24 protein-coding genes and 4 tRNA genes are annotated in these 24552 nt (G+C 43.5%); 12 read left to right on the forward strand and 16 right to left on the reverse strand.

The window, feature by feature from the left end; all coding sequences use genetic code 11:
- Positions 1-24: 24 nt before the first annotated feature.
- From Aso01_RS02360 to Aso01_RS02370, 3 genes are read right to left on the reverse strand one after another with little or no spacing between them, the layout of a single operon-like run.
- Positions 25-1098 carry a DUF6670 family protein gene (locus tag Aso01_RS02360; protein ID WP_004934673.1) on the reverse strand — a complete coding sequence of 358 codons (1074 nt, stop codon included), beginning with the start codon at positions 1096-1098 and terminating at the stop codon, positions 25-27.
- A gap of 19 nt (positions 1099-1117) precedes the next feature.
- Entirely contained in the window at positions 1118-1951 is an 834-nt protein-coding gene (pssA, locus tag Aso01_RS02365) for a CDP-diacylglycerol--serine O-phosphatidyltransferase (protein ID WP_004934670.1), read from the reverse strand.
- Between the two features lie 42 nt (positions 1952-1993).
- Complete coding sequence (locus Aso01_RS02370) at positions 1994-2851, reverse strand: 23S rRNA (adenine(2030)-N(6))-methyltransferase RlmJ (protein WP_004934667.1); 858 nt, start codon at positions 2849-2851, stop codon at positions 1994-1996.
- Positions 2852-2963: 112 nt separating this feature from the next.
- Between Aso01_RS02370 and Aso01_RS02375 the strand changes: the two genes are divergently transcribed.
- Both Aso01_RS02375 and Aso01_RS02380 read left to right on the forward strand, forming a co-directional pair.
- A complete protein-coding gene (locus Aso01_RS02375) occupies positions 2964-3572 on the forward strand; it encodes a 2OG-Fe(II) oxygenase (RefSeq protein WP_004934659.1) in 609 nt (202 codons plus the stop codon).
- An 87-nt stretch (positions 3573-3659) separates the two neighbouring features.
- Positions 3660-4187 (forward strand): hypothetical protein, encoded by a 528-nt coding sequence (locus Aso01_RS02380; protein WP_004934656.1) that lies wholly within the window; start codon positions 3660-3662, stop codon positions 4185-4187.
- A 31-nt stretch (positions 4188-4218) separates the two neighbouring features.
- On the opposite strand, the gene Aso01_RS02385 is transcribed toward Aso01_RS02380, so the two are convergent.
- From Aso01_RS02385 to Aso01_RS02400, 4 genes are all read right to left on the reverse strand, one after another.
- Entirely contained in the window at positions 4219-4464 is a 246-nt protein-coding gene (locus Aso01_RS02385) for a DUF2789 family protein (RefSeq protein ID WP_004934654.1), read from the reverse strand.
- Between the two features lie 151 nt (positions 4465-4615).
- Positions 4616-5602, reverse strand: coding sequence for a malate dehydrogenase (locus tag Aso01_RS02390; protein WP_004934651.1), 987 nt, complete (start codon positions 5600-5602; stop codon positions 4616-4618).
- A gap of 178 nt (positions 5603-5780) precedes the next feature.
- The gene (locus Aso01_RS02395; RefSeq protein WP_004934648.1) at positions 5781-6446 is read right to left on the reverse strand and encodes a ribonuclease T2; all 666 of its coding nucleotides are present in this window, start codon (positions 6444-6446) and stop codon (positions 5781-5783) included.
- Between the two features lie 37 nt (positions 6447-6483).
- Positions 6484-8400 carry a lytic transglycosylase domain-containing protein gene (locus tag Aso01_RS02400; RefSeq protein WP_228127968.1) on the reverse strand — a complete coding sequence of 639 codons (1917 nt, stop codon included), beginning with the start codon at positions 8398-8400 and terminating at the stop codon, positions 6484-6486.
- 318 nt (positions 8401-8718) lie between these two features.
- Between Aso01_RS02400 and miaB the strand changes: the two genes are divergently transcribed.
- The 7 genes from miaB to Aso01_RS02435 all read left to right on the forward strand — a co-directional run bounded on the left by miaB (position 8719) and on the right by Aso01_RS02435 (position 15163).
- Positions 8719-10170: a tRNA (N6-isopentenyl adenosine(37)-C2)-methylthiotransferase MiaB gene (miaB, locus tag Aso01_RS02405; RefSeq protein WP_004934643.1), complete on the forward strand. Its 1452-nt coding sequence runs from the start codon at positions 8719-8721 to the stop codon at positions 10168-10170.
- Positions 10171-10211: 41 nt separating this feature from the next.
- Complete coding sequence (locus Aso01_RS02410) at positions 10212-11294, forward strand: PhoH family protein (RefSeq protein WP_004934640.1); 1083 nt, start codon at positions 10212-10214, stop codon at positions 11292-11294.
- A gap of 83 nt (positions 11295-11377) precedes the next feature.
- Positions 11378-11860, forward strand: coding sequence for an rRNA maturation RNase YbeY (gene ybeY, locus Aso01_RS02415; protein WP_004934638.1), 483 nt, complete (start codon positions 11378-11380; stop codon positions 11858-11860).
- 469 nt (positions 11861-12329) lie between these two features.
- Positions 12330-13013: a hypothetical protein gene (locus Aso01_RS02420; RefSeq protein WP_004934635.1), complete on the forward strand. Its 684-nt coding sequence runs from the start codon at positions 12330-12332 to the stop codon at positions 13011-13013.
- A gap of 156 nt (positions 13014-13169) precedes the next feature.
- Positions 13170-13886, forward strand: a complete 717-nt coding sequence (locus Aso01_RS02425; RefSeq protein WP_004934628.1) for a DUF3108 domain-containing protein — start codon at positions 13170-13172, stop codon at positions 13884-13886.
- 145 nt (positions 13887-14031) lie between these two features.
- On the forward strand, positions 14032-14607 hold the full coding sequence (locus tag Aso01_RS02430) for a xanthine phosphoribosyltransferase (protein ID WP_004934626.1): 576 nt from the start codon (positions 14032-14034) through the stop codon (positions 14605-14607).
- A 169-nt stretch (positions 14608-14776) separates the two neighbouring features.
- Positions 14777-15163, forward strand: coding sequence for a hypothetical protein (locus Aso01_RS02435; RefSeq protein ID WP_004934624.1), 387 nt, complete (start codon positions 14777-14779; stop codon positions 15161-15163).
- On the opposite strand, the gene Aso01_RS02440 is transcribed toward Aso01_RS02435, so the two are convergent.
- The gene (locus Aso01_RS02440; protein WP_004934622.1) at positions 15158-15802 is read right to left on the reverse strand and encodes a LysE family translocator; all 645 of its coding nucleotides are present in this window, start codon (positions 15800-15802) and stop codon (positions 15158-15160) included. The genes Aso01_RS02435 and Aso01_RS02440 overlap by 6 nt on opposite strands.
- A gap of 73 nt (positions 15803-15875) precedes the next feature.
- A complete protein-coding gene (gene wrbA / locus Aso01_RS02445) occupies positions 15876-16472 on the reverse strand; it encodes an NAD(P)H:quinone oxidoreductase (RefSeq protein WP_004934614.1) in 597 nt (198 codons plus the stop codon).
- Positions 16473-16588: 116 nt separating this feature from the next.
- Between wrbA and Aso01_RS02450 the strand changes: the two genes are divergently transcribed.
- On the forward strand, positions 16589-17833 hold the full coding sequence (locus tag Aso01_RS02450; protein WP_004934611.1) for a YihY family inner membrane protein: 1245 nt from the start codon (positions 16589-16591) through the stop codon (positions 17831-17833).
- 8 nt (positions 17834-17841) lie between these two features.
- On the opposite strand, the gene Aso01_RS02455 is transcribed toward Aso01_RS02450, so the two are convergent.
- Positions 17842-18756 carry a LysR family transcriptional regulator gene (locus Aso01_RS02455; RefSeq protein ID WP_004934610.1) on the reverse strand — a complete coding sequence of 305 codons (915 nt, stop codon included), beginning with the start codon at positions 18754-18756 and terminating at the stop codon, positions 17842-17844.
- A 138-nt stretch (positions 18757-18894) separates the two neighbouring features.
- On the opposite strand from Aso01_RS02455, the gene Aso01_RS02460 reads away from it, so the two are divergent.
- Positions 18895-20178 carry an MFS transporter gene (locus tag Aso01_RS02460; RefSeq protein ID WP_004934607.1) on the forward strand — a complete coding sequence of 428 codons (1284 nt, stop codon included), beginning with the start codon at positions 18895-18897 and terminating at the stop codon, positions 20176-20178.
- Positions 20179-20224: 46 nt separating this feature from the next.
- On the opposite strand, the gene Aso01_RS02465 is transcribed toward Aso01_RS02460, so the two are convergent.
- The 3 genes from Aso01_RS02465 to Aso01_RS02475 all read right to left on the reverse strand — a co-directional run bounded on the left by Aso01_RS02465 (position 20225) and on the right by Aso01_RS02475 (position 21730).
- Complete coding sequence (locus Aso01_RS02465) at positions 20225-20872, reverse strand: fumarylacetoacetate hydrolase family protein (RefSeq protein WP_004934605.1); 648 nt, start codon at positions 20870-20872, stop codon at positions 20225-20227.
- A gap of 37 nt (positions 20873-20909) precedes the next feature.
- Positions 20910-21407 carry a YcxB family protein gene (locus tag Aso01_RS02470; RefSeq protein ID WP_004934603.1) on the reverse strand — a complete coding sequence of 166 codons (498 nt, stop codon included), beginning with the start codon at positions 21405-21407 and terminating at the stop codon, positions 20910-20912.
- Positions 21408-21653: 246 nt separating this feature from the next.
- Positions 21654-21730, reverse strand: a tRNA-Arg gene (locus Aso01_RS02475).
- A gap of 664 nt (positions 21731-22394) precedes the next feature.
- On the opposite strand from Aso01_RS02475, the gene Aso01_RS02480 reads away from it, so the two are divergent.
- Positions 22395-24098, forward strand: coding sequence for a hypothetical protein (locus Aso01_RS02480; protein ID WP_004934601.1), 1704 nt, complete (start codon positions 22395-22397; stop codon positions 24096-24098).
- A 131-nt stretch (positions 24099-24229) separates the two neighbouring features.
- On the opposite strand, the gene Aso01_RS02485 is transcribed toward Aso01_RS02480, so the two are convergent.
- The 3 genes from Aso01_RS02485 to Aso01_RS02495 form a co-directional block, all read right to left on the reverse strand.
- A tRNA-Arg gene (locus tag Aso01_RS02485) sits at positions 24230-24306 on the reverse strand.
- A gap of 47 nt (positions 24307-24353) precedes the next feature.
- Positions 24354-24430: transfer RNA gene (locus tag Aso01_RS02490), tRNA-Arg, on the reverse strand.
- An 11-nt stretch (positions 24431-24441) separates the two neighbouring features.
- Positions 24442-24531 (reverse strand) — tRNA-Ser (locus Aso01_RS02495).
- Positions 24532-24552 lie beyond the last annotated feature (21 nt).

Consider the following 24552-nt stretch of genomic DNA (forward strand, 5'->3'; position numbering starts at 1 on the left):
GAAATTATGATTTTCGGTTTATTTTTAATCTTTTTTTAGTATACAAGGCTGAATTTCAGTGTTTTTAAGCTCTAATAATGCACTTTGATCTTTTTCTTGCCAGTGTAACGGCCGCATATCGATGTATTCGATATACCCAGCTTCGCCCTGATAATGCTGATTGTTATAAATCGCATTGAATTGAAAGCTTCCGGCATAACCTGCTGCCAAACCGAATTTAAAATCGCCTCGACTTTTTCCTTTGACCTCTAATAACAAACAATCTTTCACATATACCTGCCATAAGAACTCACGCGGCAAATACATTTCTTTAAAATTGGGGGTCGTCACTTTTGGATAGACGCGCTGTATCTGAAAAAATACATTGTCTTTGTAGCTTTCTACACGGCCATCCAAATTTCGTAAATCGGCGCGTGAATAAATAATCTGGTTCCATTGATTGCGTACTTGAGTCAAAAGTACCTGTAACTGATCAGTCAAATTTAAAACATGATGAGTAAAGAAACAAACGGGCATATAAGGCAAATGCGCAGAGCGTGCATATTCAAAACTCCCCATGCCCTGCACTTCATAGCAGTGATTTTCAAACATCACGCGCCCTTGACACCAGCACAAAAGCGACCAGTGTTCAAACACGCCCCACTTTAAAGGAGTGTAGTGTGACAGTACATTAACAGTATGTACTTTCAAATCTACACTTAAAGCAGAGTCGGTTCGTTTAAAGTGAAAATCTGGAAAATAGCCTTGAATAACGTCTTGCTGATCAAAATTAAATGCGTCAGATCTGAAATGACATTGTTCTGAAATGGAATAGGATTTGAGTTGGCCTGCCAGATGCGGACTCGAACTGACAAAAACCGATGCGGTATCTAACGCTTTGTGTTTGAGAATATTTTTATTGTATAAAATCGGAATTTTCGCCTGACCGATCAGGCTCATGAAATTGATGTAGTGTAGCGGTGCGGGTAAGCCCGGCAAAATCAGACCCTGATAAATCAACTTAAAACGCCCTTTGGGCGGATGATATGCCAAGGTCCGTTGTCGGGAGTGAGGACTCAGTTGCATAGATGGATTAAATGGTGTCATCAACATCTGCATACTCAACCTCACTTCGAATTTATGTCTTGGTGACTGAAGCCTGTTTTCGAGCAAATAAAGTGGTCACAAAACCAGATAATGCATAAACCAGTGATACCACTAAAATACCCATAGGAATATTATACGTGATTGCTGCAAAAATTAGCACCACTGGCAACATCACAGCAAATGGAACGCGTTTACGATCCATTTCTTTAAACGAATAATATTTAATATTCGAGATCATGAGCAAGGCCACAACAACCATATAAACCGCATATCCGATTTGAACGGCGATATCTCGCACATCAAAGATAAACGGATAATCACGACTGACCCAAACCAATGAAATCACAAGAATAGCCGCTAGAGGACTGGCAATACCAATAAAATAACGTTTATCGACTACACCAATTTGAACGTTGAAGCGTGCCAGACGAAATGCGGCACATGCTGTATAAATAAAACAACAGGCCAGCCCGATTCGACCCAAATCATGCAGACTCCAACTGTACATCAGCATTGCTGGTGCAACACCAAAAGCCAGTAAGTCGGATAAAGAATCGTATTGTTCACCAAAAGCACTTTGCGCACCAATCGCACGCGCCACTCGTCCGTCTAGACCATCGAGCAATGCTGCCAGGAAAATGGCATACACTGCGTGAACGAAATCGCCATTAAAACTTGCAATGATCGAATAAAACCCCGACAGCAATGCTGCCGTGGTAATCAAATTGGGCCAGAGATAAATGCCACGGCGTTTAACTTTCTGACCTTCATTGGTGTGCTCTTCTTCGACCACTTCAAAAGTGATGCCGTCAAATCCATGCTCGTCTGACTTGGAGTCATTTTCAAGTTTTGGTGTATTTGTCATTGTTATGTATTCCCAAGAATCCTCTCGCTTAGATGTCGCGTATTATTCGCCAACCAACCAGCGCACTGCCGCGTGTCCACCGGTCTCTTGCATACGCAAATGTGGAAATAACCACTGTAATGCTTGATCCGCTTGCTCTGAGAACTGCCAAGGTGGGTTGATCACCAATAATCCGCATCCATTTAAACCGACTGGTGTATCATCAGGCCATACGCAAATTTCGCAAATCAATTGACGACGAATGCCGGTTTTCATCATTTTCTTTTCAAAACGATCAATCATGGCGCGGTCTTTGATTGGATACCATACCGCAAAAACGCCTGTCGGCCATTTTTTGTAGGCTTCACACAACAGCTCGACCAATTGCGGAAAGTCTTTACGCTCTAGCTCGTAAGGTGGATCGATCATCACCAAGCCACGTTTTTCTTTGGGTGGAATCACGGCAAGTAAGCCTTCGTAAGCGTCGCGCTCATGTAAGCCAGCACGCTTGTCACGAATGTTGTCGCGTAACTGCTGAAAAACATCACGCTGCATTTCAAATACAGTGGCTTTATCAGTCTCGCGCATACCTTGAAGTGCAAACCAAGGCGAACCCGGATATGTTCCCCGCCCTTCTTCAGCGCGAAGTGCTTCAACGAGTTTTAGATACTGCTGAACGCCTTCAGGTGCTTGACGCTTTTCCATATCGCCCAATTGAACCAGACGATGAATACCGGTTAGAAACTCACCCGACTTCTGCGCAGGTGCAAGTGACAAGTCGTATTTTCCCGCCCCACCATGCGTATCGATATATCGATATGGCTTATCTTTGGCATTTAATTTTGTCAAAAGTTGTAGCAGGAGCACATGCTTCATTACATCCGCAAAGTTGCCCGCATGAAAATGGTGACGATAATTCATCTTTCAAATAATTCCTCAAATCAGCGGCTATATTAGCATGAAAAAACTTACTTACGTGTCGATCGGATGTTTTAGAATACTTCAGAGTATTGATTTTTAGTTTTGAGAATGTATGCAACCCGAGTATTCAAATTGTGAATTTGACCTGGATCGTGTGCTCGATGATCTTAATTTTAAAGGCTTTAGCCTGATCGATCAGTTGCATCCATCGAGCTTGATGCAAAAACTAACCAACGAATGCACCCAGCATTTGAATGCGTTTCGTGAAGCACAGATTCAAAATGGCGTGGTGAGCCAGATTCGTAGTGATCATATTTTATGGATTGATGACCAACTTCCAAATGCACAAAAACACATCGATGTATTACACGCTTTAGGACAAGAGATTAATCGCGCTTTTTATACTGGGATACAAAATATTGAAGCGCACTACGCACGCTACAATGCTGGTGAATTTTATGCCCTGCACCGAGATAACCCGCAGCAAAAAAATCATCGCGTGATTTCAAGCGTCTATTATTTACATCAAACATGGCAAGACAGTTGGGGTGGACAACTTCGTCTTGAAGATAAAAATGGCGAGTGGCATATCATTCAGCCACGACCTAATCGCTTAGTAATCTTTCAAAGTGACTTGTTGCATGAGGTGTTAATGTCTCATCAGCAGCGACTATCCATTACCGCTTGGCTGCGAAGTGCAAGTAGCGCTTGGTCAAGCTGAGATCATATCGATCACCAATATTACCTTGGGTCTTTTAAACGATAAATCTACCCTCATTAATGTTATAAGAATCTCGAGGATCAATATATGTCTGATACAAGCAAAATGATTGTAGAACGAATTGGAGAAACGGATCAGCGTTATCTTGACGGCAACTCTCCTGAGCTTGCATTGGAGCGAGGTGATCTGCGACTACAACTGGTCACTTTAAGTCATAATCGCCAAGAGCGACTGCATTTTTTACACGAAGCGATTGCCATTTTAGAGCAGTCACGCGTGGAGTTTGAGGAAATGCCGATGTCGATGTATATCGACCTGTCGTTGCAACTGGCAAAAGCCTATATGGTTTATTTTGAATTAAGCCAAGACAACAAATTTGCGCTCATTACCCAGCAAATTTTAAAGCCGCTCGCACATTTAAATCATGGTGACGTGTATTTCTTTTTGGCTTATGCATCTATAGTCAAAAACGAGCTGGCCTTCACACGCCACTGGCTCGACAAATACATAAAGAGTGAACAGCTGGATCTTGAATTGCTGCAACAGCATAGTGCATTTAATTCAGTACGTTCGCTTGATTGGTTCAAAGCTTTGATACATTCAAAAACTCACTAATCAATTTCCAGCTTCGAGCTAAGACTATAACTTAAGATGAATGCGCCTCAACATGCAATTGTTGATTGAGCTCATCGACCACAATGGCCCATTCATCATCTTTTTCCCAGTGACTCTCTAGAAACTGGCGTTGTCCAGCCGACCAGAATTCGGCCTCATGAAGTTTAGTTTCAGCAGCAATCTGGTGAGTTTGGATAAATTGCTCGATAGCCTCCGGGGTTGCTTCCAAGCCCAATTGTTCAAACAGTAGTTCTAATGTAGGTTGTGACTCAAACATGCTGACATCCTCTTTTAAATCATATTGTTATATATTCAATATAAACAATACGATTTGAGTTTTCCGTTTGAGCGATGTGTGTTCTTGTGAGTGTTTGTATGAGCATAAAAAAAGCACTTCATAAGAAGTGCTTTTTTTATGCGAGGGTGAATTATTTCACCATGTCTGCAATTGCAGCACGCTCTTCTTCAAGTTCATTCAACGTGAAGTTGATGCGTTCACGGCTGAACTCGTCGATTTCAAGACCTTGAACAATTTTGTATTCGCCATTTTCACACGTCACAGGGAAACCAAACATTACGCCTTCTGGAATACCGTATGAACCGTCAGATGGAATACCCATCGTCACCCATTTGCCGTTTGTACCCAACGCCCAATCACGCATGTGATCGATCGCTGCGTTTGCAGCAGATGCAGCAGATGATAAACCACGTGCTTCGATGATCGCAGCGCCACGTTTACCTACTGTTGGAAGGAACACATCTTTGTTCCAAGCCGCATCGTTGATCTTGTCTTTTAGGCTTTCACCATTTGCAGTTGCAAAACGATAGTCTGCATACATGGTTGGTGAGTGGTTGCCCCATACTGTCATGTTTTCGATGTCAGATACAGCAACGCCCGCTTTTTGCGCAAGCTGAGTCAAGGCACGGTTGTGGTCAAGACGTAGCATGGCAGTAAAGTTTTTCGCTGGAAGATCTGGAGCAGATTTCATTGCGATGTACGCATTGGTATTCGCAGGGTTACCTACAACCAATACTTTTACGTCACGGCTAGCAACTTCATTCAGCGCTTGACCTTGACCGATGAAAATCTCGCCATTCACTTTAAGAAGGTCAGCACGCTCCATACCTGGACCACGTGGACGTGAACCCACTAACAATGCATAGTCTGCATCTTTAAATGCAACTTTTGGATCATCTGTACCGATCATACCCGCCAATAATGGGAATGCACAGTCGTCAAGTTCCATCATTACGCCTTTTAGCGCTTGTTGAGCTTTCTCAACTGGAATTTCAAGCAATTGCAAAATAACTGGTTGGTCTTTCCCTAACATTTCGCCGCTTGCGATGCGGAATAATAAGCTGTAACCAATTTGACCTGCAGCGCCAGTAACGGCAACGCGAACGGGTTGCTTCATGTAATTATCTCCAATTGAGGATCGTTAAGATGATTAAACAGTTCGTCCATTTAATCTAATAATCATAAACGGCAAAGATTGTACTCCAAACCCACAACAGTTGCATGTAAAAGAGAATGGATTTCAACAAAAGTATGATAGGAAATATGAATAAAATAACAAGGCTTTGGACCAAGGTCTAATAACTACCTTTAATGGTAAATTCTTCTGGGCAACTCGACACCACATGACTGGCACATTGCGTGTAAGCACCGCTGACCTGATAACACACCTGAACCTCGGTCAGAATGGGTTTAGAGCGCGAGCTTTGGCAGGTAAATTTGATGCCACTGGCGGGAAGCGATGGATTAAGTCTTAAAAACTGCTGTCGAATGGTATTTTTCTGCACATCTTTAGTGGTGGGGCCAGTCAGCTCAGATGGAATTTTCAAACGATCTGCAAAGTTAACAATCGTTCGGAAATATTGGCTGGCATTCATAGGCACACATCCGCCAACTCCTCGCCAGAGTTGCGTACGAGCACTCTCGTCTGGCATCAGACGGGCCACTACACTGGTTTGTATCGGAGAGAGCATGGCCGATGAATTGGTTTTACATTCGGTAATATTGCCTGTTTCTGGAATCAGGCCCATCACTGTAAGAGAATAACCTTCGAGACACTTGCGCTGTTTACGTTTGGATGCATCTATTGAGCAGACTGCGGGTGTCATTTCAATTTGCATGACATAGCCTTGTAATCGACCAGAATCGGCGTGGACCTGTGGTGTGACGATAAGTACATAGACCCATAAACATGCGCCTATCAACCCTGCCAAATATTTGGATACAAAACTTGTTTTTTTCATCGAATCAAAACTTAACGTTATTTCAAGGAAAACCCGATTAAGGTGTACTTCGTACTGGAATAGCACGCATTCGCTGTTGCAAAGATTGCGCACCTTGCCCCAACAGAACACCATAGTGCGATGCATTGGTCATCACATGTTTTACATAGTCACGTGTTTCGGTTAACGGAATACTTTCTGTGTATTGATCTGCTGCAATCGTTTGGGTATCCGGTTGCCAACGTCGTGCCCGATTCGGGCCTGCATTATAGCCTGCCGTCGCTAAAACGGCATTGCCACTCAGCTGATTCTGAATCATGGACAAGTAAAAGGTACCATATCGAATATTGGTATTCATATCGGTTAAGGCCGCCGGATTGTAGGTTTCTCCCATCTGACGCGCAACCAGTTTGGCGGTATCAGGCATGATCTGCATCAAGCCTCCTGCACCAACATGAGAACGCGCAGAAGTCACAAAGCGGCTTTCCTGACGCATTAAACCGTATGCCCACGCCGGATCAATACCTGCATTTTGGCTATGGTTCACCACCGTCACCTGATGCGGCATAATATAACGATAACCATAATTGTGCTTGCTTACTGTACGGTCTGCGGCATAAATCGCACGATCATACCAGCCCATTTCTTGGGCACGCTGTGCAGCTGCAAGCAATAAACCATCGTCGTTACGCAAATACGCCTGACGAACAGCCCAGTTCCACTCACGATTGACATAATTGTCTGGTGCATTGATACGGCGCAGTGTAAATGCACGATTAAAATGAATATCTCGGCGTAAACGATCGAGGTCGCTGGTGGTGGCTTGCGCATACGGCGGAATATTACTGTAGCGCTCACCCAAACGGTCTTTGGCAAGCAAATTGTGATAGTCATCGCCAGATTGCGCCAGCTTACGATAGATTTGCTGGGCTGTTGCCTTGGCATTTGCATCATTGCGCTGCTCAGAGGCGCGTGCAAGCCAGTATTGCCAGCGATCTTCTTGCTTTTGCGCCACCGACATACTATCAATCGCGCGAATCACACTTTCCCAAGCCCCAAAACGAATTGCCTGTCGTGCGTAAATTTCGGCTTCTTCTGGGCTAAACGGGTAACCGTAACTCATGTCAAACAAGGTCAACACATCGCGGTTAAAGTTATTTTTCATCACCGTGGTACCGCCAATATAGGCGACAGTGCGATAAAGATATTTCTGAACGTCTGCTGGCGTGCCTTCGGCATTACGTCGAACCGAAGCCAGCGCACCGTTTAGATCAGTATCTGCCAAACGGCCTGTTGCATAAATGAGATAAGCATAATCGGCATCGTTGTTTTTAGGTGCCGACCATAAATAGTTCTGTGGTGCCGCCTGAATCTGATTGAGCTGCGCTAAAGATAAATTCACGCCAATGGTCTGTGCAGTACTGAGCGCCAACCCGGACTGACCCGCACGCAACTGCCCCCACAAACGCTGTTTTTTATCCTGAGTGGTCATCAGTGGACTTGAAAGCATCATACGCCCCAAACCGTTACATAAATCTGGCTGGGTATTTGTCGTGAGCCAGACATCTTTGTATTCGGCAAAAACCAGATCATCGCCCGCTTTGGCACGTACTTGTGCCAGCGCACAGCTTTCCGCGCGATCGGGATTGGTCACATACGGCACCACACTTTGCGGACTAACATAGTCGCCAAGTTTGACTTTTTCTTCGACATAATCTGCAGAAAGCTTTTCTGCCATGGCAGACTGTGGATAGCGCTGGGCAAAAGCAACAATATTCGCAGGTGGTTGTAACACCAGATTGGTATTGAGTTTCCAGTACTCGGGGTAATAACCCAGAACATCATTTTGCATGGACAGCTGATACTGCTCTAACAGTACGGTGTCGCCAGCACTGGCAGCACGGAGCGCATCGTTAAACTGTTCTTCGGCAGCAAAAACGGTAGAGCCTGACAACGTAGCCAAACTTCCGAGCATACTCAAGCGAATCAGCCGGCGATTTAGAAGCGTTGCAAGTAATGATTTGCTGTTTTTATTCCATGCCATAGATGCTTTTTTTCAAACCCCAACATTCGGTATGCAGTGCTAGTGTAATTATTCTTCATGCATCCTACTGTTGTGTTATGTAACCTTCTGATTCACCAAAATTAATCATGATTATATTTTAACTGGAAAATCAATACGCATTGTGCCCGATTTAATTTGCTATCTTTTGTGCAATTACTGCTACAATTGCGGCCTTTCAAAGTGCGTAGTTAAAATACGTGCGTTATCCCGTTTGTTTTAGGAGCCTACATGACGGTTCAAACCTTCATTCCAAATGGTGCCAAAGCTGCCTCAGAAAACACTGTTACCCAGCCAACGCACACCCCTGATGTTTCAATTAAAAAACTGTATATTGAAACTCAAGGGTGTCAGATGAATGAGTATGACAGTCACCGTATGGCAGATCTTCTCGGCGACTCTCACGGTTATGTGTTGACGCAAGATCCCAAAGAAGCCGACATTTTGCTAATGAACACCTGTTCGATTCGTGAAAAAGCGCAGGAAAAAGTATTTAGTGAATTGGGGCGCTGGCGCAAGCTAAAAGATAAAAATCCAGAGCTGATTATTGGCGTGGGTGGCTGCGTAGCCTCTCAAGAAGGCGACAATATTCAAAAACGCGCGCCATATGTCGATATGGTCTTTGGTCCACAAACCTTGCATCGTTTGCCACAGATGTTAGATCAGTATCAAGATCAGATTGAAAAACCTAAAAAAGACAAAATCAAGCTGGTGGATATTTCCTTTCCAGATATCGAGAAATTCGACTTTTTGCCTGAACCGCGAGTTGAGGGCTTTAAAGCATTTGTTTCGATTATGGAAGGCTGCTCAAAATACTGTTCGTTTTGTGTAGTGCCGTATACGCGTGGCGAAGAAGTGTCGCGCCCACTCGACGACGTTCTGGCTGAAATTGCGGGTCTGGCCGAAAAAGGCGTGCGTGAAATCTCGCTCCTTGGTCAAAATGTAAACGGTTATCGCGGCGAAACATTCGACGGCGGGATCTGCACCTTCCCTGAATTGTTACGACTCGTTTCAGAAATTCCGGGCATAGGTCGCTTGCGCTATACCACATCGCATCCACTTGAGTTTTCAGAAGATCTTATCCAGTGCTACCGTGATTTACCGCAAATGGTCTCGCACCTGCATTTACCTGTTCAAAGTGGTTCAAATGCAGTGTTACAAGCCATGAAACGCAACCACACCATTGATGTGTATATCGAGAAAATTGCCAAGCTACGTGCTGTTCGCCCCGATATGCATCTCTCTAGTGATTTTATCATTGGCTTTCCGGGTGAAACCGATGAGCATTTCGAAGAAACTTATCAGTTTATCAAAGACTTGGATTTTGATCATTCATATAGTTTTGTTTACTCAAAACGCCCGGGAACACCGGCTGCCGAGCTTGAAGATACGACCTCTGAAGATGTGAAAAAAGAGCGATTGGCCAAGGTGCAACACTGGATCAAACAATCGAGTATCCGTAAGACCGATGCCATGAAAGGCACGATACAGCGGGTTTTAATTGAGAAAGTATCTGATAAAGATCCGAATCTTTTACTCGGCACAGCGGACAATACCCGTATGGTCACTTTTATTGGTGATGCAGCATGGGTGGGGCGTTTTGCAGAAATTGAGATTACCGAAATTAAAACTTTAAATTTAGTTTACGGTGAGCTCTTGAATCTTGAGCCTGACGTGGCGTAATGTAAGGGTACTAGAACAAAGGCTACAAAAAGGATAATTCTTTGACTGCAGCGATTCGACGTACCGTTAATTTTCCCGGCGTTTCAATGACCCGTTTAAAAAGCATGCTTGGTGCATACAACGGTCATTTGAAGCAGATTGAACAGCGTTTAGATGTACAAATTACTCATCGTGGTGACGCGTTCTACATCGATGGTGACATTGATGCAGTCGAGCGAGCTGAGTCCCTGCTCCAGCGTCTTTACGACGAATCTGAAATTTCCGATCAGATCAGTGCCGATATTTTGCACCTTATGATTCAAGGCAGCCAGACAGATCGAGAACTGATGGATGATGCAAATCAGGAACATACAGGTCTTGATAATGTCTGGTTACAGACCCCAAAAGGTCGTATCAATCCACGCGGAACCAATCAAAAACGTTATGTGCAGCGCATTTTACAAAGCGATATTTCGTTTGGGATCGGGCCTGCGGGAACAGGTAAAACCTATCTTGCGGTAGCCGCAGCCGTCGATATGCTAGAACGCAATGAAATTCAGCGCATTCTACTGGTTCGACCTGCAGTTGAAGCAGGTGAAAAACTGGGTTTCTTGCCGGGCGATCTGGCACAGAAAATCGATCCGTACTTACGTCCCTTGTATGATGCGCTTTACGAAATGCTCGGTTTTGAAAAAGTGGCCAAGCTGATCGAACGTCAAGTCATTGAGGTGGCACCACTGGCGTATATGCGCGGTCGTACACTGAATCATTCCTTTGTTATTCTGGACGAAGCCCAGAATACCACACCAGAACAGATGAAAATGTTCCTGACCCGCTTAGGGTTTGGTTCACGCGCGGTCATCACTGGCGACATCACTCAGGTGGATTTGCCTCGCGGTCAGCAGTCGGGTCTGGCACATGCTTTACGCGTGCTGGAGCCGGTTAAAGAAATTCACATTACGCGTTTTCACTCGCGTGACGTGGTCCGTCACCAATTGGTTCAGAAGATTGTTGAAGCCTATGAAGGCTGGGATTCTGAACAAAATCGCTTAAGTTCTGAGGCACGTGCTGAACGTAAAGCGCGACAGGAAGCCTTAATGAGTGAACATGATGCCGCTGCGGATGCTCAGCATCAGGAAGCTTAAGTTATAGCTCTTGTACCCATTTTAACAACACACTTAAATCAGGGGATTGCCATGCTTTCCCCTATTTTTATGAAGGTAATATTTTGAAACTCAATCTTAGTTTACAAGACGATGTGCAATCGCCCGATTTAATTTTGAAACGAGCTCCGCTTAAAAAAGCCATCGAAATGACATTGCGTCATGTCGATGTGCAGTCGGATTGTGAAATTGGGATTGCCTGTGTCGATCATGAGGAAAGTCATCGCCTCAACCTCGAGTATCGCGGTAAAGATAAATCCACGAATGTGCTGTCTTTTCCAAGTGACTTTCCAGAGGACATTTTACCGTTACTCGATGCGCGTCCGCTGGGTGATCTGGTGATCTGTATTCCAGTGGTCTTGCAAGAAGCCATTGATCAAAAAAAAGCGGCCTATGATCATTTTATGCATATGCTGGTACATGGCACCTTGCATTTACTCGGCTATGATCATGAAATAAGTGAAGAAGATGCCGAGGAAATGGAGGCACTTGAAATTGAAATTTTGGCTAAACTCGGCTTGGCCAATCCGTATCTCGAACAAGATTAACTGTTCGCTGATCTGTTCCCCATTTTAATGACCGCAAATGCGGTCTTTTTGATGCTGTCTTGGCTAATTGCGTATCCGCTTATATTAATTTTTATTCCATTGGCCAAAAAAATATTGATGATGATTGTGCATGTTCCCAAAGATCCACTCGATGGCTAGATCAAGAAACAACATCTTTTTTTATGTGCAAAATTCTATTGAAACATTGAATGATCAAATGATCTCATATAAAGCAAATATATCTGTATTGTTAACTCGATCACAAAATATTGCATCGTAAGACGAAAAAAGTCGTTATCATAACACTTGTAATTTGTGCACAAATGTAATCAACTTTAAAGGGAATTGCGCACCCGCTCAATTTAAAAAAACTAGACTTCTCCTGAAACTGAAATGTGTGATTTGCAAATTTTCTGATTTGTAATTTCTGATCATTTCAATGTGTTCAACTTTATTTTGGAACGCTTTTATGCCAACAATTCTGTCATCGATTGCTAAACAGCTTCAGCGAGTCTATCGTAAAGCTGAAGACTTCATTGAAGAAGAACGTGAATTTCCACTCTCTCAGGTTTTTCTCAATGCAACGTTTAAACGCTATGTGACAGACAATGTTGAAATTCTTGAAGATCTGCATGCCGATTTATATAACGACTGGTTACGCCTGTATGCCACATTAAATGTGAAGGGCTTACATACTACACTTTCAGTCGACTTAAAACTCATTCAGATGGAGCTGAACAAAGAGCTGCAATTGATTGTTTTTGAGCAAATTAGTGACACGCAAATCGTCACAGCCACCTACAAGAATATCTTTCAGAAATTTGCAGTGAAATCAGCGCTCTTTTTCTATCAAAAAGTTCTTAAAAAAGACCCACTGGGTGTAATTTTAGAAAAATTTGATGTGGTTAAAGTACGTGATGATTTGCTGTATCTGGATTTAAACCGCTGGTTAGGTAAAAATCGTAAAATTATTGAAACATTAGCCAAAGTACACGTGAATCATGCGGTATTACGCGATGCAGAACTGGTCATCATGGGCAATGTGAATTTGATGGCTCTCTTTAGCAAATCTGAAGATGAATATGACGAAATTGATGAAGAACTCGATATCGCCGAGACTGAAATCACGCCCATCAAACAAAAAGAAGATTAAATCGCCAACTTAGCACACCGTTTCATCCGCTTCTTTTACAGAATGTGATCGAATATTGGCATTTTCTTCATGATCTCGTGGCATCATCATGATTGGTTTTAATTGATTGTTCTCAGGTACAATCTTGTTTATTTTAAAAACGATAAGGATCTCTGTATGGCAAATCATGTAACGAAAACCTTAACTTTTGCAGCAGGACTTTCTAGTGCCCTGTTGTTTGCGGGGTTCTCTACACATACCCTCGCCATGAGTCCATTTCAGGCCAACTATCAATTTACCTACAACGGTAAAAACCTCGGTTCTGCTACACGAAGCTTGACTCAGCAAAGTGGTAACAACTGGACCTACAATTTCTCTGCAAAAGCAGGCGCCATTGCATCTGCAAGCGAAACCAGTAAATTTAACTGGTCAAACGGTAAAATTACCTCGCAGCAATTTAATCGTACCAGTAAAATTCTGGTGCATAGCAACACCATGAACATTAACTTTAATCCATCAAGTAAAATGATCAACACGCAAAAAGACGATAAAAAGCGTTCATTTGCATGGCAACAAGGTGTACTCGATGAACTCAATGCCGAATTGCAAATTCGTGAAGACTTGCAAGGCTCAGGCTTAAAATCGACCTATCCGATTGCAGATGCTAAAGGCATTGATACGCGTCGTTTTGTCAAACAGGGTACCGAATCGATCAAAACACCTTATGGTACTTATAACACCATTAAAGTGGTCATTCAGCATGATAAAGCGGAAAAAAGTACCATTTTCTGGTTGGCACCGAAGCTCGATTACTTACCTGTAAAAGTGAGCCATATCGATGGTAAAACTTCTTATGGGCTATTATTGACTAGCTATACCGGTAAAACTAACTAGTCGTTCAGTTGAATATTCTCTTTATAAAGACAAGCCATTTTTGACTAAGTGATCAACTTTTTTGTCGATTTTGGCTTGCATTTTTTCAGATGCTTTTTAAAATACGCTTTTGCTTGAAAAAGCATCCGTCCTAGAGGATTCTCCTGTGTACGCACTAGAACAGAAAATCTTAACTGAAGGCATCGTTCTATCTGATCAGGTGTTGAAAGTTGATGCGTTCTTAAATCACCAAATCGATCCTGTCCTTATGCAACAGATTGGTAAAGAGTTTGCTGCGCGATTTAAAGATACAGGGATCACCAAGATTGTTACGATTGAAGCATCAGGGATTGCCCCAGCCGTGATGGCGGGTCTTGAACTGTCAGTGCCTGTCATTTTTGCGCGTAAATATCAATCGTTGACACTCAAAGATGATCTTTATCGCTCGAAGGTATTTTCGTTTACCAAACAAGTTGAAAGCACCATTGCCATTTCAAACAAGCACATCAGTTCAACTGATAAAGTTCTGGTGATTGATGACTTTTTGGCCAATGGTCAAGCTGCTTTGGGTCTTATCGATTTGATCCATCAAGCCAGTGCTGAAATTATTGGTGTGGGTATTGTGATTGAAAAATCGTTCCAGCCAGGTCGTGATCTTTTGCTTGAGAAAGGGTATCGCGTTGAGTCTTTGGCACGTGTTGCCTCGCTCGAAAACGGCACTGTGACATTTGTGAAAGAATAAGACATTTACAACTCAGTTTTAATGTCAAAAAAAGCGCTTCGGCGCTTTTTTAATGTCTGAAACATTCGATTTGACCATTTACAAGCCTACTAAACTTTTATTATTTTATTTCGCTAGAATGCAATTACCGCCCTAGCTTTTACGCACGGCCAACAGGATCTAAAAATAGATGACCGAGACTTCTTCAAACGAACAAGATAGCCCAGTGGTCTGCCCCAAATGTGGCTCGACCGAAATTGAGCAACGCAATCATGAGCAGCAAATGATACAAAAAGCCAGCGGCGTATTATTAACTTCGGCTGGTGCAGCCGCAGGTACAGTCGGCGGTGCAGCCTCTGGTGCTTCAGTGGGCGCCGCAATCGGTACTGTGGCAGGACCACTCGGTGTCATTGTAGGCGGTACGATTGGTACGTTTGTTGGTGCTATTAGTGTCGGAATTACCGGCGGCTTTTTGGGCAATCGTTTTGGTAAAAAAGCCGGCGTTGTAATTGATAAAAATATTTTTCAAGATTACCGCTGCGAAAAGTGCGGCACGCGCTTTAACCGCATTTTATAATGCATATCCGTTCCCTGCTTGGTATGAAGTCAGCCAAGTTAGGGAATTATATAGACCATACGCTGCAATCAATAATAGAACCATCCCGCAAATCGCCAGTATCTTGGTACTCCATATCGAATCTGATAGACGCTTAAAGCCCACATACACCAGCGATAATGTCAGAAAATCCAGCGCAATCCAGACCACCACCAATACACTCAGGCTAATATTCAGATCAGGGTGTAAACCAATAAACTGCGGAAAAAATGAGGAAAAGAAAATAATATCCTTAGGATTGGATATCCCCGTTAAAAAACCGCGCTGGAATCCACCCTGAACGTTCGAGGTGGTGAGGTTTCGTACTGGTTCAAGCCGGTAAGACTTCAAAATCTCAATACCCAAGTAGGCAATATAAAGACATCCTAATAATTTAATAACTTCAAACAAAATTGCGTTGACGGTAAATAGACCCTTAAGCATCAAAATAGAAAGACCGATTAAAATGAGTGAGGCCAGATTGGTGCCTAATATTGTTTTTAACGCTGCCAGATATCCTTGCTTCAGGCCTGTACTGGCTACCAGTAACATGACGGGGCCAGGTGTGGCAATCATGACCAGAATACTAAAGATATACAGTGCCAAAATAAAATAATTCATTGAAATACACCATGCTGCAATGCCCTAAACACAGGGCCTGCAGCTTTTTTAGAATATCAAGTTGTAAAGGCTGTTAATGCTGTGTGAGTTTTTTGACCGCCATTGCCAAACGTTTGCCCATCGCTTCACACAATGTTTTTTCATCTTGGCTGAGCGCTTGATCGTGACGTGGCCCACTGACATGGCTGGCACCATATGGCGTTCCGCCAGTTTTGGTGTTAGACAGCGCCGGAAGTGAATTGGGAAGCCCTAAAATCATCATGCCATGGTGGAACAGTGGATTGAGCATACTCAGCAAGGTACTTTCCTGACCGCCATGCATCGAACCAGATGCAGTAAATACACATGCAGGTTTATCGTGCAAGGCACCATTGAGCCACAAACTGGTGGTCTGGTCCCAAAAATATTTCATTTCACTGGCCATATTCCCAAAGCGTGTAGGTGAACCCACTGCCAGTCCTGAACAGCCGGCCAAATCATCGAGTGTGCAATAGACATCTCCTGTATCTGGCACCGCAGGTTCAAGCTCACTCACAGTCGTGGTCAGATTCGGGACGGTTCTAATTTTAGTGGCAATGCCCTGTGCTTCAATACCATTGGCAATCAAATGCGCCATTTGTTGTGTCGAGCCATATTTGCTGTAATACAAGACAAGTACATACGGTTGCATAATTTTTAAAAACTTTGTTAAAAAGAAAACTATACGATATTTGTGCGCTTTTTTGGCTAAGCTTTAACACTGAAACTGAAGAAACATCATGATTATAAAATTGGGGCATCATTTTTATGCTAGATCTATTTAAGAAACTACCTTTTTATGAGAAAAAATGGTTCCAATTCATTTTATTTGTGTTGAAACGTTTTGAAGCCGACCGTTGTCGCGAACAAGCGGGCTCTCTCACCTATACCACCTTATTTGCGGTGGTTCCGATGCTGACCGTTTTTTTGGTGATCATCTCTTCCATCAAGGCACTCGAACCTGCCCGTCAGCAACTGCAACAGCTGATTTACAGTAATTTTTTGCCGAAAAGTACCATTGCATTTGACCGATTACTCAATTCATTCACTGAAAAATCCAGTAATTTGACTGTCATTGGGGTGTTATTCCTGTTTATTACCACAGTGATGATGCTCAGTACCATTGAAACGGCGTTTAACCGGATCTGGCGTGTTCAGGAAACCCGCACGGGCCTGATTGGCTTTATGCGCTATTGGACCATTATTTCACTTGGACCTATTATATTGGGTAGCGCCTTCGTGATTTCATCGACCGTTGCATCGATGAATATTCTGAGCAGCAATTTTGCTGGCTATGAACTCAACGGTGCCTTTATCTTGTGGCTCATTTCCTTCGGCTTGACCATCTTGGGCTTTTTTATTCTGTATTGGACGATTCCAAATCGAACGGTACCGATGTATTCAGCCATTATTGCCGCATGTTTTAGTGCCACTATTTTTGAGTTACTCAAACATATCTTCAGCTTTCTGATGTCCAATTTTACCAGCTACGAGTTGGTCTATGGTGCTTTTGCTGCCATTCCTATTTTTCTGCTCTGGATTTTCTTGTCTTGGAATATTGTGTTGCTCGGAGTAGAAGTTAGCTATGCGCTGACCGCATTTCATTCTGAAAAAATTCAAACACGCCATCCTGTGTTAATGCTGCTCGATGTACTTGAGCTGTTTTATAAGAAACAGAAAAAGGGCGAAAGTGTGACTGATCTTGAAGCATTGGATATTTTAGGGCGCGGCGAAATTGGTCGCTGGCCAAGTTATGTGCATTTGCTTGAACAGCAAAATCTGATTAAACGCACCGATAAGGATGAATACGTATTGGTGCGTAATTTGTCGCAAGTCGACTTCTGGACCTTCTTTACCGCACTGCCTTTTGCTTTGCCCTTGCGTCAGGATGTCGGCAACATTCATCCCGATGATGAATGGATGCAAAAAATTGGCCCTGCGCTGATTGATGCCGATGATTATCTGGCGGCAAAACTTTCGATGCCCTTGTCGACTCTATTTGAAAGCAAGTGATTCGGTCTTTAGAGGTCGTGATGATTATGATTGTGCTGCATTTTTAAAGACTGAATTAAACTGGCAAAGTTGATGGCAGGCTGCGAATGTGTATTTTTACGATACGCCAATGCCAGACTAACCATTGGCTTTGGCGGTTGTATATCGAGATACTTAACGCCGGTAATACCCAATTGTTTGGTCGAATCGGGCACCAACGATACGCCTAGATTGGCCGCAACCAATGACACAATCGAGACAATCTGCGGTGCATTCTGACCAATTTTGGGTTCAAAACCATGGCTACGACAGGCATTGGTGATGGCATCGAAAAGGCCCGCACTGATCGACGGCGGTGATAATATAAAATTATCTTGCTTGAGTGCATTGAGTTCAATCGAGGTTTGATGAGCGAGCGGATGTCCGCTAGGTAATACAGCCAGCATCGGTTCATGCATCAGCAATTGTAAACTAAGCCCAGCGGGAACATGTTCTGGAGGGCGCACCAAGGCAATATCTAATTGGTCTTCGAGCAGACGATCCATCAGTACCAGTGAATTGGCTTCTTCCAGTTTAAGCCTGATTTTGGGGTAATGTTGTTGAAACAAGCGAATACTTTTGGGCAAAAGCAGATTGAGCATAGACGTGCCTGTAAAACCCAGCCGCAATTGTCCTGACTCACCATTGGCCACCTGCTGTGCCAACTGCATCGCATCATTCACTCGCTGCTGAATCGGCTGAACGCTCAGCAAAAATGCCTCGCCCGCAGGAGTGAGTTCTACGCCTTGAGCAGAGCGATAAAATAACTCGGTTCCAATTTCATCTTCTAGATTTTTAATTTGCATACTGAGCGGAGGTTGACTAATTCCGAGTCGAAGCGCTGCTTTGGTAAAACTTTTTTCTTCTGCGACCACGATGAAGTAGCGAATATGTCGGAGTTCCATATATAAAAGCTATGACGTTCCCTATTTTTATATATTAGACAAATATACAGTAGATTGCTAATCTTTGTTGTGTTGGCAGCTAGGCAAGCACTGCCAACAAACCCCCTCTCTTTTAAAAAATCAATTTCAGGTTATGTTATGTCGATTCGTTCCACTGTTAACGAGTCCGGGACGGCTATTGCCTCAAATCAGACCTCTACAGATCAATCTCATCAAGAATCTGCTTTAAATTTTATCAGGCGTGGTACGACTGCTTATCGTAAAGCGGGTTTTGCATTGTTTTTGTTAGGCTTTGCCAGTTTTTCAATGATTTATTGCGTTCAGCCCCTATTGCCTGAATTTACGCATACCTTTCACATCAGCCCCGGTACCAGTGCACTGGCTTTATCTCTGACCACCGGGTTTTTGGCCTTTTCCATTGTGCTTTCCAGCGCATTTTCTCAAGCCTTGGGTCGTAAAGGTTTGATGTTTATCTCGATGGCTCTGGCCGCAGTACTGAATGTGATTGCGGGCTGGGTTCCCGACTGGCACTTGCTGTTAGTCGCCAGAGCCGTGCAGGGTTTTGTGATCGGCGGTGTGCCTGCGGTGGCGATGGCATGGATTGCAGAAGAAATCCATCCGGTCGCTTTGGGTAAAACCATGGGATTGTACATTGCGGGTACTGCCTTTGGCGGCATGATGGGTCGTGTTGGAATGGGTTTGCTGACCGAAATATTTTCATGGCGCTCTGCTCTGGGCGTACTTGGGGTGATCTGTTTATGTTGCGCAATCGGTTTTTTATGGTTATTGCCCACTTCACAAAACTTTATTGCACGTAAAGGCATGCAATTGCGTTTTCATCTTTCAGCATGGAAAAATCATCTTCAAAATCCACGCTTACTTCGCATTTACTGGATTGGTTTTCTCATCACCAGTATTTTTGTGACCTTGTTTAACTATGTGTCTTTTCGTCTTGCGGCGGCCCCGTACCTTTTAAGTCAGACTCAAATTAGCTTGATCTTTTTATCGTATAGTCTGGGCATGGTATCGTCGTCGTGGGCGGGCGCCATGGTCGATCGACTTGGTCGTAAAATTGCACTTTTGGTCGGTTTTTCTGCTATTGTAATCGGTACGCTGATGACGCTTGCCCATGGATTATTTGTGATTATTTTGGGGATTGCCGCAATCACAACAGGCTATTTTATTGCGCACTCCATTGCGAGCAGTAATGTAGGATTAGAAGCAAAGACAGCCAAAGGCCATGCGACCGCATTGTATTTGCTTTTTTACTACTTAGGATCGAGTATTGTGGGTTCTGCTGGCGGCTGGTTTTGGCAATATGGCGGCTGGCATGCGGTGGTGTATCTAACGCTAGCGCTGGCTTTTATCGCAATTGTGATTGTACTCACAGCATCACAACCGATTACATCTAAACGTACTTAAAGCAATGCCTTGCTGTATGGCGAACACAACAAGGCAGCACATGATTTTAAAAGTTAGCGTGTACAAAGGTTTCCCAAACAAAAGCTTGGGTTTTGCCGTTTAAGGTCATTTTTAAACGGTCGCCTGGTGTTAATGCACCTACACCTGCGGGGGTTCCTGTCATGACCACATCACCCGCCTCAAGCGTGAATGCCTGGCTCATATCACATAGATATTCCCCAATACTACGTAGCAACAGCGCAGTATCACCCGATTGACGAAGCTGATCGTTGATATGGAAACTGTACGTGACATGTGCCCAATCTTGAACCTCGCTAACATCTACCCAATCCGCAAGTACACAAGCACCATCAAAAGCTTTTGCGCGCTCCCACGGCTGTCCCTTATTTTTTAGCTCGGTTTGCAACTCACGTAGGGTCAGGTCGAGCCCGATGGTTACCGCACCAATTGCCTCAAGTGCTTTGGCTGGGTCTGTTTCCTGACGTAAAGTACGGTTCAACCTTAAAGTGAGCTCACATTCATAATGACATTCGCCCTCTGCCGTATTCCATTGAATACCTTGCGACAGACCAATCAAACTGTTCGGTGGCTTAATAAACAAAACTGGACGATCTGGAATCGCATTTCCCAATTCTTTTGCATGTTCGGCGTAGCTTCGTCCGACACAAATAATTTTAGATGGCCGTGCTGTCATTTTTGTCTTCCTTCTGGACAGGTAAAATCTTTAGGTTTTATCGTTTAAATGCATGTTCAAACGTGTTTTTTTCTGCGGTATTTGCTAGAACGCGTTTTGGCACAATCACCACAGTTCGATTTTTCAGCTCAATCATGTAGGTCAGTTTTCCAGTTGCAAAATGGGCCACATCACTATAGGCAAACTGCTGCTTACGCCCTGTGGCATACAGCTCGATCCGGTCTTGATATAAATCAATTCCCTGTTCGCTTTTACCAAATTGATATTTTACAAATTGACGTTTAAACATCATCGGCAAAAACCAGTAGCGCATAATGATTTGCAAAATCAGGAAAAATACACCCAAGCCAACGTAGTAGCGCCCTACGCCATCCAAGCCTAAATAAATCCCCCATGCAATAATTGCGATACTAATCACTGGGGTAATAAAACGTGTAAAAAGCTTTTTACCGAAAGTTGCAAGGGTAAAACCATCTTGCGACTCTTCTAAATTCAAGTGATAACGTAAAGAAACGGTAGGTTTAAGTTCTGACATAGTGGGTTCAACATACGCGATGAATTACGTTCAAAATACTACACCAGTTCACGCATTTTCTTTAGCATTACCTGTATTTGATTAAAGATTTACATTCGATTATTGGTTAGCTGTCATGTAAATTTATATTTGTATCGAGCTGATAGACGATAGAACTGGATGTACCAGAAAAGGAAATTCAACGAATAGATCTGCCCATAAATTTCAGGCACAAAAAAACCGCAATTAAGCGGTTAATTCTTCAAGTGGTGCGCTCAGAGAGATTCGAACTCCCGACCCCTTAGTTCGTAGCCAAGTGCTCTATCCAGCTGAGCTATGAGCGCGTACTTGATGGAGCGCATTATACGTGTTTTTTAGTTTTTGATAAGTAGTTTTTTCATAAAACAGAGTCAACCGTTCAGTTCTTAAACGAATAAGCCCATATTGATGCGTATGGATACTTTTTTATAGCCGCTTTAGCATTTTCAGCCTATGTACCGTTATCGCTCAAACGCTAATACCCTTAACTTAATCTCTGCTGTACAAATTTTGTCATAAATTCTTACAAAAGCAGAATTTATTCATTTTCAATGCATTAACAAAATAAAGTGAGAACTTGAATAAGCTTAGTACTAAAAAATTAATCAAGTAAAAGTATTCAAAATAATAAAATTGACCTTACTGCCAAAAATAAAATAAATATTTCACCGCCTTAAAAGAAAAATTGCATTATAGACATGGGATTAAATCACTTAAACTTATCAATTTTTATTCAAAAGAGCTTTAATTCATCGGTTAAATTTTTCTCAGATTCTTTTTTTAAAATTGGCTCAGGTGCCGCTTTTTCTTAATTTTAAGATTTTGTTGACTGTTTTTTATACATAGCCAATACTGAGTCATGGTTAACAAATAGACCGATACATCATTCGCAATAAAGACACAAAACAAGATTAAATTTACAGTTAACCAAAAAATGTATAAGAATTGCACAAATAGGAATGCACACTCATGTTTCTTAAAGCTCTCGTTTCATCTATTTCAAAAATTACTCTCGACCTGGGTAATGCTGTTACCAGTCAATCAAGTGCGTCATCGGAAGGTTCGCTGAATCTTTCTTTGTCTTTATCGACCACAGTAACTGCGGTTGCGAGTAGTATTTCCACACTACCAACCACCATTAGCTCCGTGGTAACAAGTTTACCTACAGCACCAACCAGCGTGGTCAGCGATTTATTGGGTACAGTTACTGGTGGCACATCAGGAAACCCACTCGAAACTGTCACCAATTTATTAGGCGGCCTTGCAGGTGGAGGTTCAGGGAATCCACTCGGTACTCTTACAGGCGCATTGAGTAGCGTGACCGCACCATTGCAAACCGGAATCGATGTACTTCAAGGCGTGGAGTCATTGAAAACCGATATTATTACCTCCACGATTGACACTCTGGCCAGCTCTGGCATCAATATTTTGCCTCAGGCTGCCGAGCAGATCTCAGCATTGGCTGGCTTGGGTACACTGACTTTTGAAACCTCTGAAAGCACAGTCAATGGTGTTTTGGATGCCGTTTCGGGTGTGCTCGACCTCAATCCAACTGCAGTCAGTGATGCGTTAACAGGGGTTGCGGCGACATTGGTCGACAGTGGCACAAGTGCCACGGAGATTTTATCCGGCCTCGCAGGTGGACTTGACAGCAATCCACTTGAGTCTGTGACCGATTTATTAGGCGGACTCACTGGCGGTACATCAGGTAATCCACTAGAAGCTGTCACGGATTTATTAGGTGGACTAACTGGCGGTGCATCAGGTAATCCACTAGAAGCTGTCACGGATTTATTGGGCGGTATTACGGGTGGAACATCCAGCGATCCATTAAGTACCTTAACAGGTGCATTAAGTAGTGTAACCGCACCATTGCAAACTGGAATCGATGCACTTCAAGGGCTAGAATCACTCAAAACCGATATCATTACCTCCACGATCGATACTTTAGAAAGTTCTGGTATTCATATTTTGCCTCAAGCTGCTGACCAAATTTCAGCATTGGCGGATTTAGGTACTTTAACTTTTGAAACTTCTGAAGCGACCGTCAATGGTGTTTTGGATGCTGTTTCTGGTGCACTCGACCTGAATCCAACAGCAGTCAGTGATGCATTAACAGGGGTTGCGGCGACACTAGTCGATAGTGGCACGAGTGCAACAGGGATTTTATCTGGCCTCGCAGGTGGAATCGACAGCAATCCGCTTGAATCTGTGACCGACTTATTAGGTGGACTTGCTGGCGGCACATCAGGCAACCCACTTGAAGCCGTCACGGATTTATTGGGCGGTCTTGCGGGTGCAGGCAGTGTTGGCTCATTTGATACATTAACCGATGTGCTGGGCAGTGTAAGTGATGCTGTCCATGGATTAATTGATGTGGGTGAAACATTGGTGGTCAGTACTGCCGAAGTAACAGCGGATACTGCACATGCACTTGTTGATATTGTCGATGTCGCCGCAGACAGTACTCTCGATGTGGTCGAGACACTCTTAAACAGTCTCGAAAGCATTTCAACTTCTGCGACAGGTTCAAGTGCTTCCCTTGGTGGCCTAACAGATCTATTAGGCGGTGTGACCTCATCGCTTGGTTCAGTCACCAGTACAAGTCAAGGCTTGAGCAGCGTAACCAATTTGCTCGATCAGCTCTTTGATCAAAACTTAAGCGTGGTTTAAACCCATTTAAACCTTGAACAACCCAGCCGCCTGCTTGATGTAGGCGGTTTTTTTATGGCGTATAAGTAACACGTCATATAGCCAAATTTCAGGCACAAAAAAACCGCAATTAAGCGGTTAATTCTTCAAGTTGGTGCGCTCAGAGAGATTCGAACTCCCGACCCCTTAGTTCGTAGCCAAGTGCTCTATCCAGCTGAGCTATGAGCGCATTACTTGTGTGCCTTTCGGCGTTCGTTACTTTTGCAATATTTTACTTGGTGCGCTCAGAGAGATTCGAACTCCCGACCCCTTAGTTCGTAGCCAAGTGCTCTATCCAGCTGAGCTATGAGCGCATTAAGTAAAGTGGCGGTGAGAGAGGGATTCGAACCCTCGGTACAGTTACCCGTACGCATCCTTAGCAGGGATGTGGTTTAAGCCACTCACCCATCTCACCGTAACGAGCCGCCATAATACA

The sequence above is a fragment of the Acinetobacter soli genome (assembly GCF_000760595.1).
GTDB lineage: Bacteria > Pseudomonadota > Gammaproteobacteria > Pseudomonadales > Moraxellaceae > Acinetobacter > Acinetobacter soli.

What these genes read in the sequence shown, in the direction of transcription:
- Aso01_RS02360 (WP_004934673.1), bottom strand. Translation starts at nt 1,098, where the DNA reads ATGCAGATGTTGATGACACCATTTAATCCATCTATGCAACTGAGTCCT.
- pssA (WP_004934670.1), bottom strand. Translation starts at nt 1,951, where the DNA reads ATGACAAATACACCAAAACTTGAAAATGACTCCAAGTCAGACGAGCAT.
- Aso01_RS02370 (WP_004934667.1), bottom strand. Translation starts at nt 2,851, where the DNA reads ATGAATTATCGTCACCATTTTCATGCGGGCAACTTTGCGGATGTAATG.
- Aso01_RS02375 (WP_004934659.1), top strand. Translation starts at nt 2,964, where the DNA reads ATGCAACCCGAGTATTCAAATTGTGAATTTGACCTGGATCGTGTGCTC.
- Aso01_RS02380 (WP_004934656.1), top strand. Translation starts at nt 3,660, where the DNA reads ATGTCTGATACAAGCAAAATGATTGTAGAACGAATTGGAGAAACGGAT.
- Aso01_RS02385 (WP_004934654.1), bottom strand. Translation starts at nt 4,464, where the DNA reads ATGTTTGAGTCACAACCTACATTAGAACTACTGTTTGAACAATTGGGC.
- Aso01_RS02390 (WP_004934651.1), bottom strand. Translation starts at nt 5,602, where the DNA reads ATGAAGCAACCCGTTCGCGTTGCCGTTACTGGCGCTGCAGGTCAAATT.
- Aso01_RS02395 (WP_004934648.1), bottom strand. Translation starts at nt 6,446, where the DNA reads ATGAAAAAAACAAGTTTTGTATCCAAATATTTGGCAGGGTTGATAGGC.
- Aso01_RS02400 (WP_228127968.1), bottom strand. Translation starts at nt 8,400, where the DNA reads ATGCTCGGAAGTTTGGCTACGTTGTCAGGCTCTACCGTTTTTGCTGCC.
- miaB (WP_004934643.1), top strand. Translation starts at nt 8,719, where the DNA reads ATGACGGTTCAAACCTTCATTCCAAATGGTGCCAAAGCTGCCTCAGAA.
- Aso01_RS02420 (WP_004934635.1), top strand. Translation starts at nt 12,330, where the DNA reads ATGCCAACAATTCTGTCATCGATTGCTAAACAGCTTCAGCGAGTCTAT.
- Aso01_RS02425 (WP_004934628.1), top strand. Translation starts at nt 13,170, where the DNA reads ATGGCAAATCATGTAACGAAAACCTTAACTTTTGCAGCAGGACTTTCT.
- Aso01_RS02435 (WP_004934624.1), top strand. Translation starts at nt 14,777, where the DNA reads ATGACCGAGACTTCTTCAAACGAACAAGATAGCCCAGTGGTCTGCCCC.
- Aso01_RS02440 (WP_004934622.1), bottom strand. Translation starts at nt 15,802, where the DNA reads ATGAATTATTTTATTTTGGCACTGTATATCTTTAGTATTCTGGTCATG.
- wrbA (WP_004934614.1), bottom strand. Translation starts at nt 16,472, where the DNA reads ATGCAACCGTATGTACTTGTCTTGTATTACAGCAAATATGGCTCGACA.
- Aso01_RS02450 (WP_004934611.1), top strand. Translation starts at nt 16,589, where the DNA reads ATGCTAGATCTATTTAAGAAACTACCTTTTTATGAGAAAAAATGGTTC.
- Aso01_RS02455 (WP_004934610.1), bottom strand. Translation starts at nt 18,756, where the DNA reads ATGGAACTCCGACATATTCGCTACTTCATCGTGGTCGCAGAAGAAAAA.
- Aso01_RS02460 (WP_004934607.1), top strand. Translation starts at nt 18,895, where the DNA reads ATGTCGATTCGTTCCACTGTTAACGAGTCCGGGACGGCTATTGCCTCA.
- Aso01_RS02465 (WP_004934605.1), bottom strand. Translation starts at nt 20,872, where the DNA reads ATGACAGCACGGCCATCTAAAATTATTTGTGTCGGACGAAGCTACGCC.
- Aso01_RS02470 (WP_004934603.1), bottom strand. Translation starts at nt 21,407, where the DNA reads ATGTCAGAACTTAAACCTACCGTTTCTTTACGTTATCACTTGAATTTA.
- Aso01_RS02480 (WP_004934601.1), top strand. Translation starts at nt 22,395, where the DNA reads ATGTTTCTTAAAGCTCTCGTTTCATCTATTTCAAAAATTACTCTCGAC.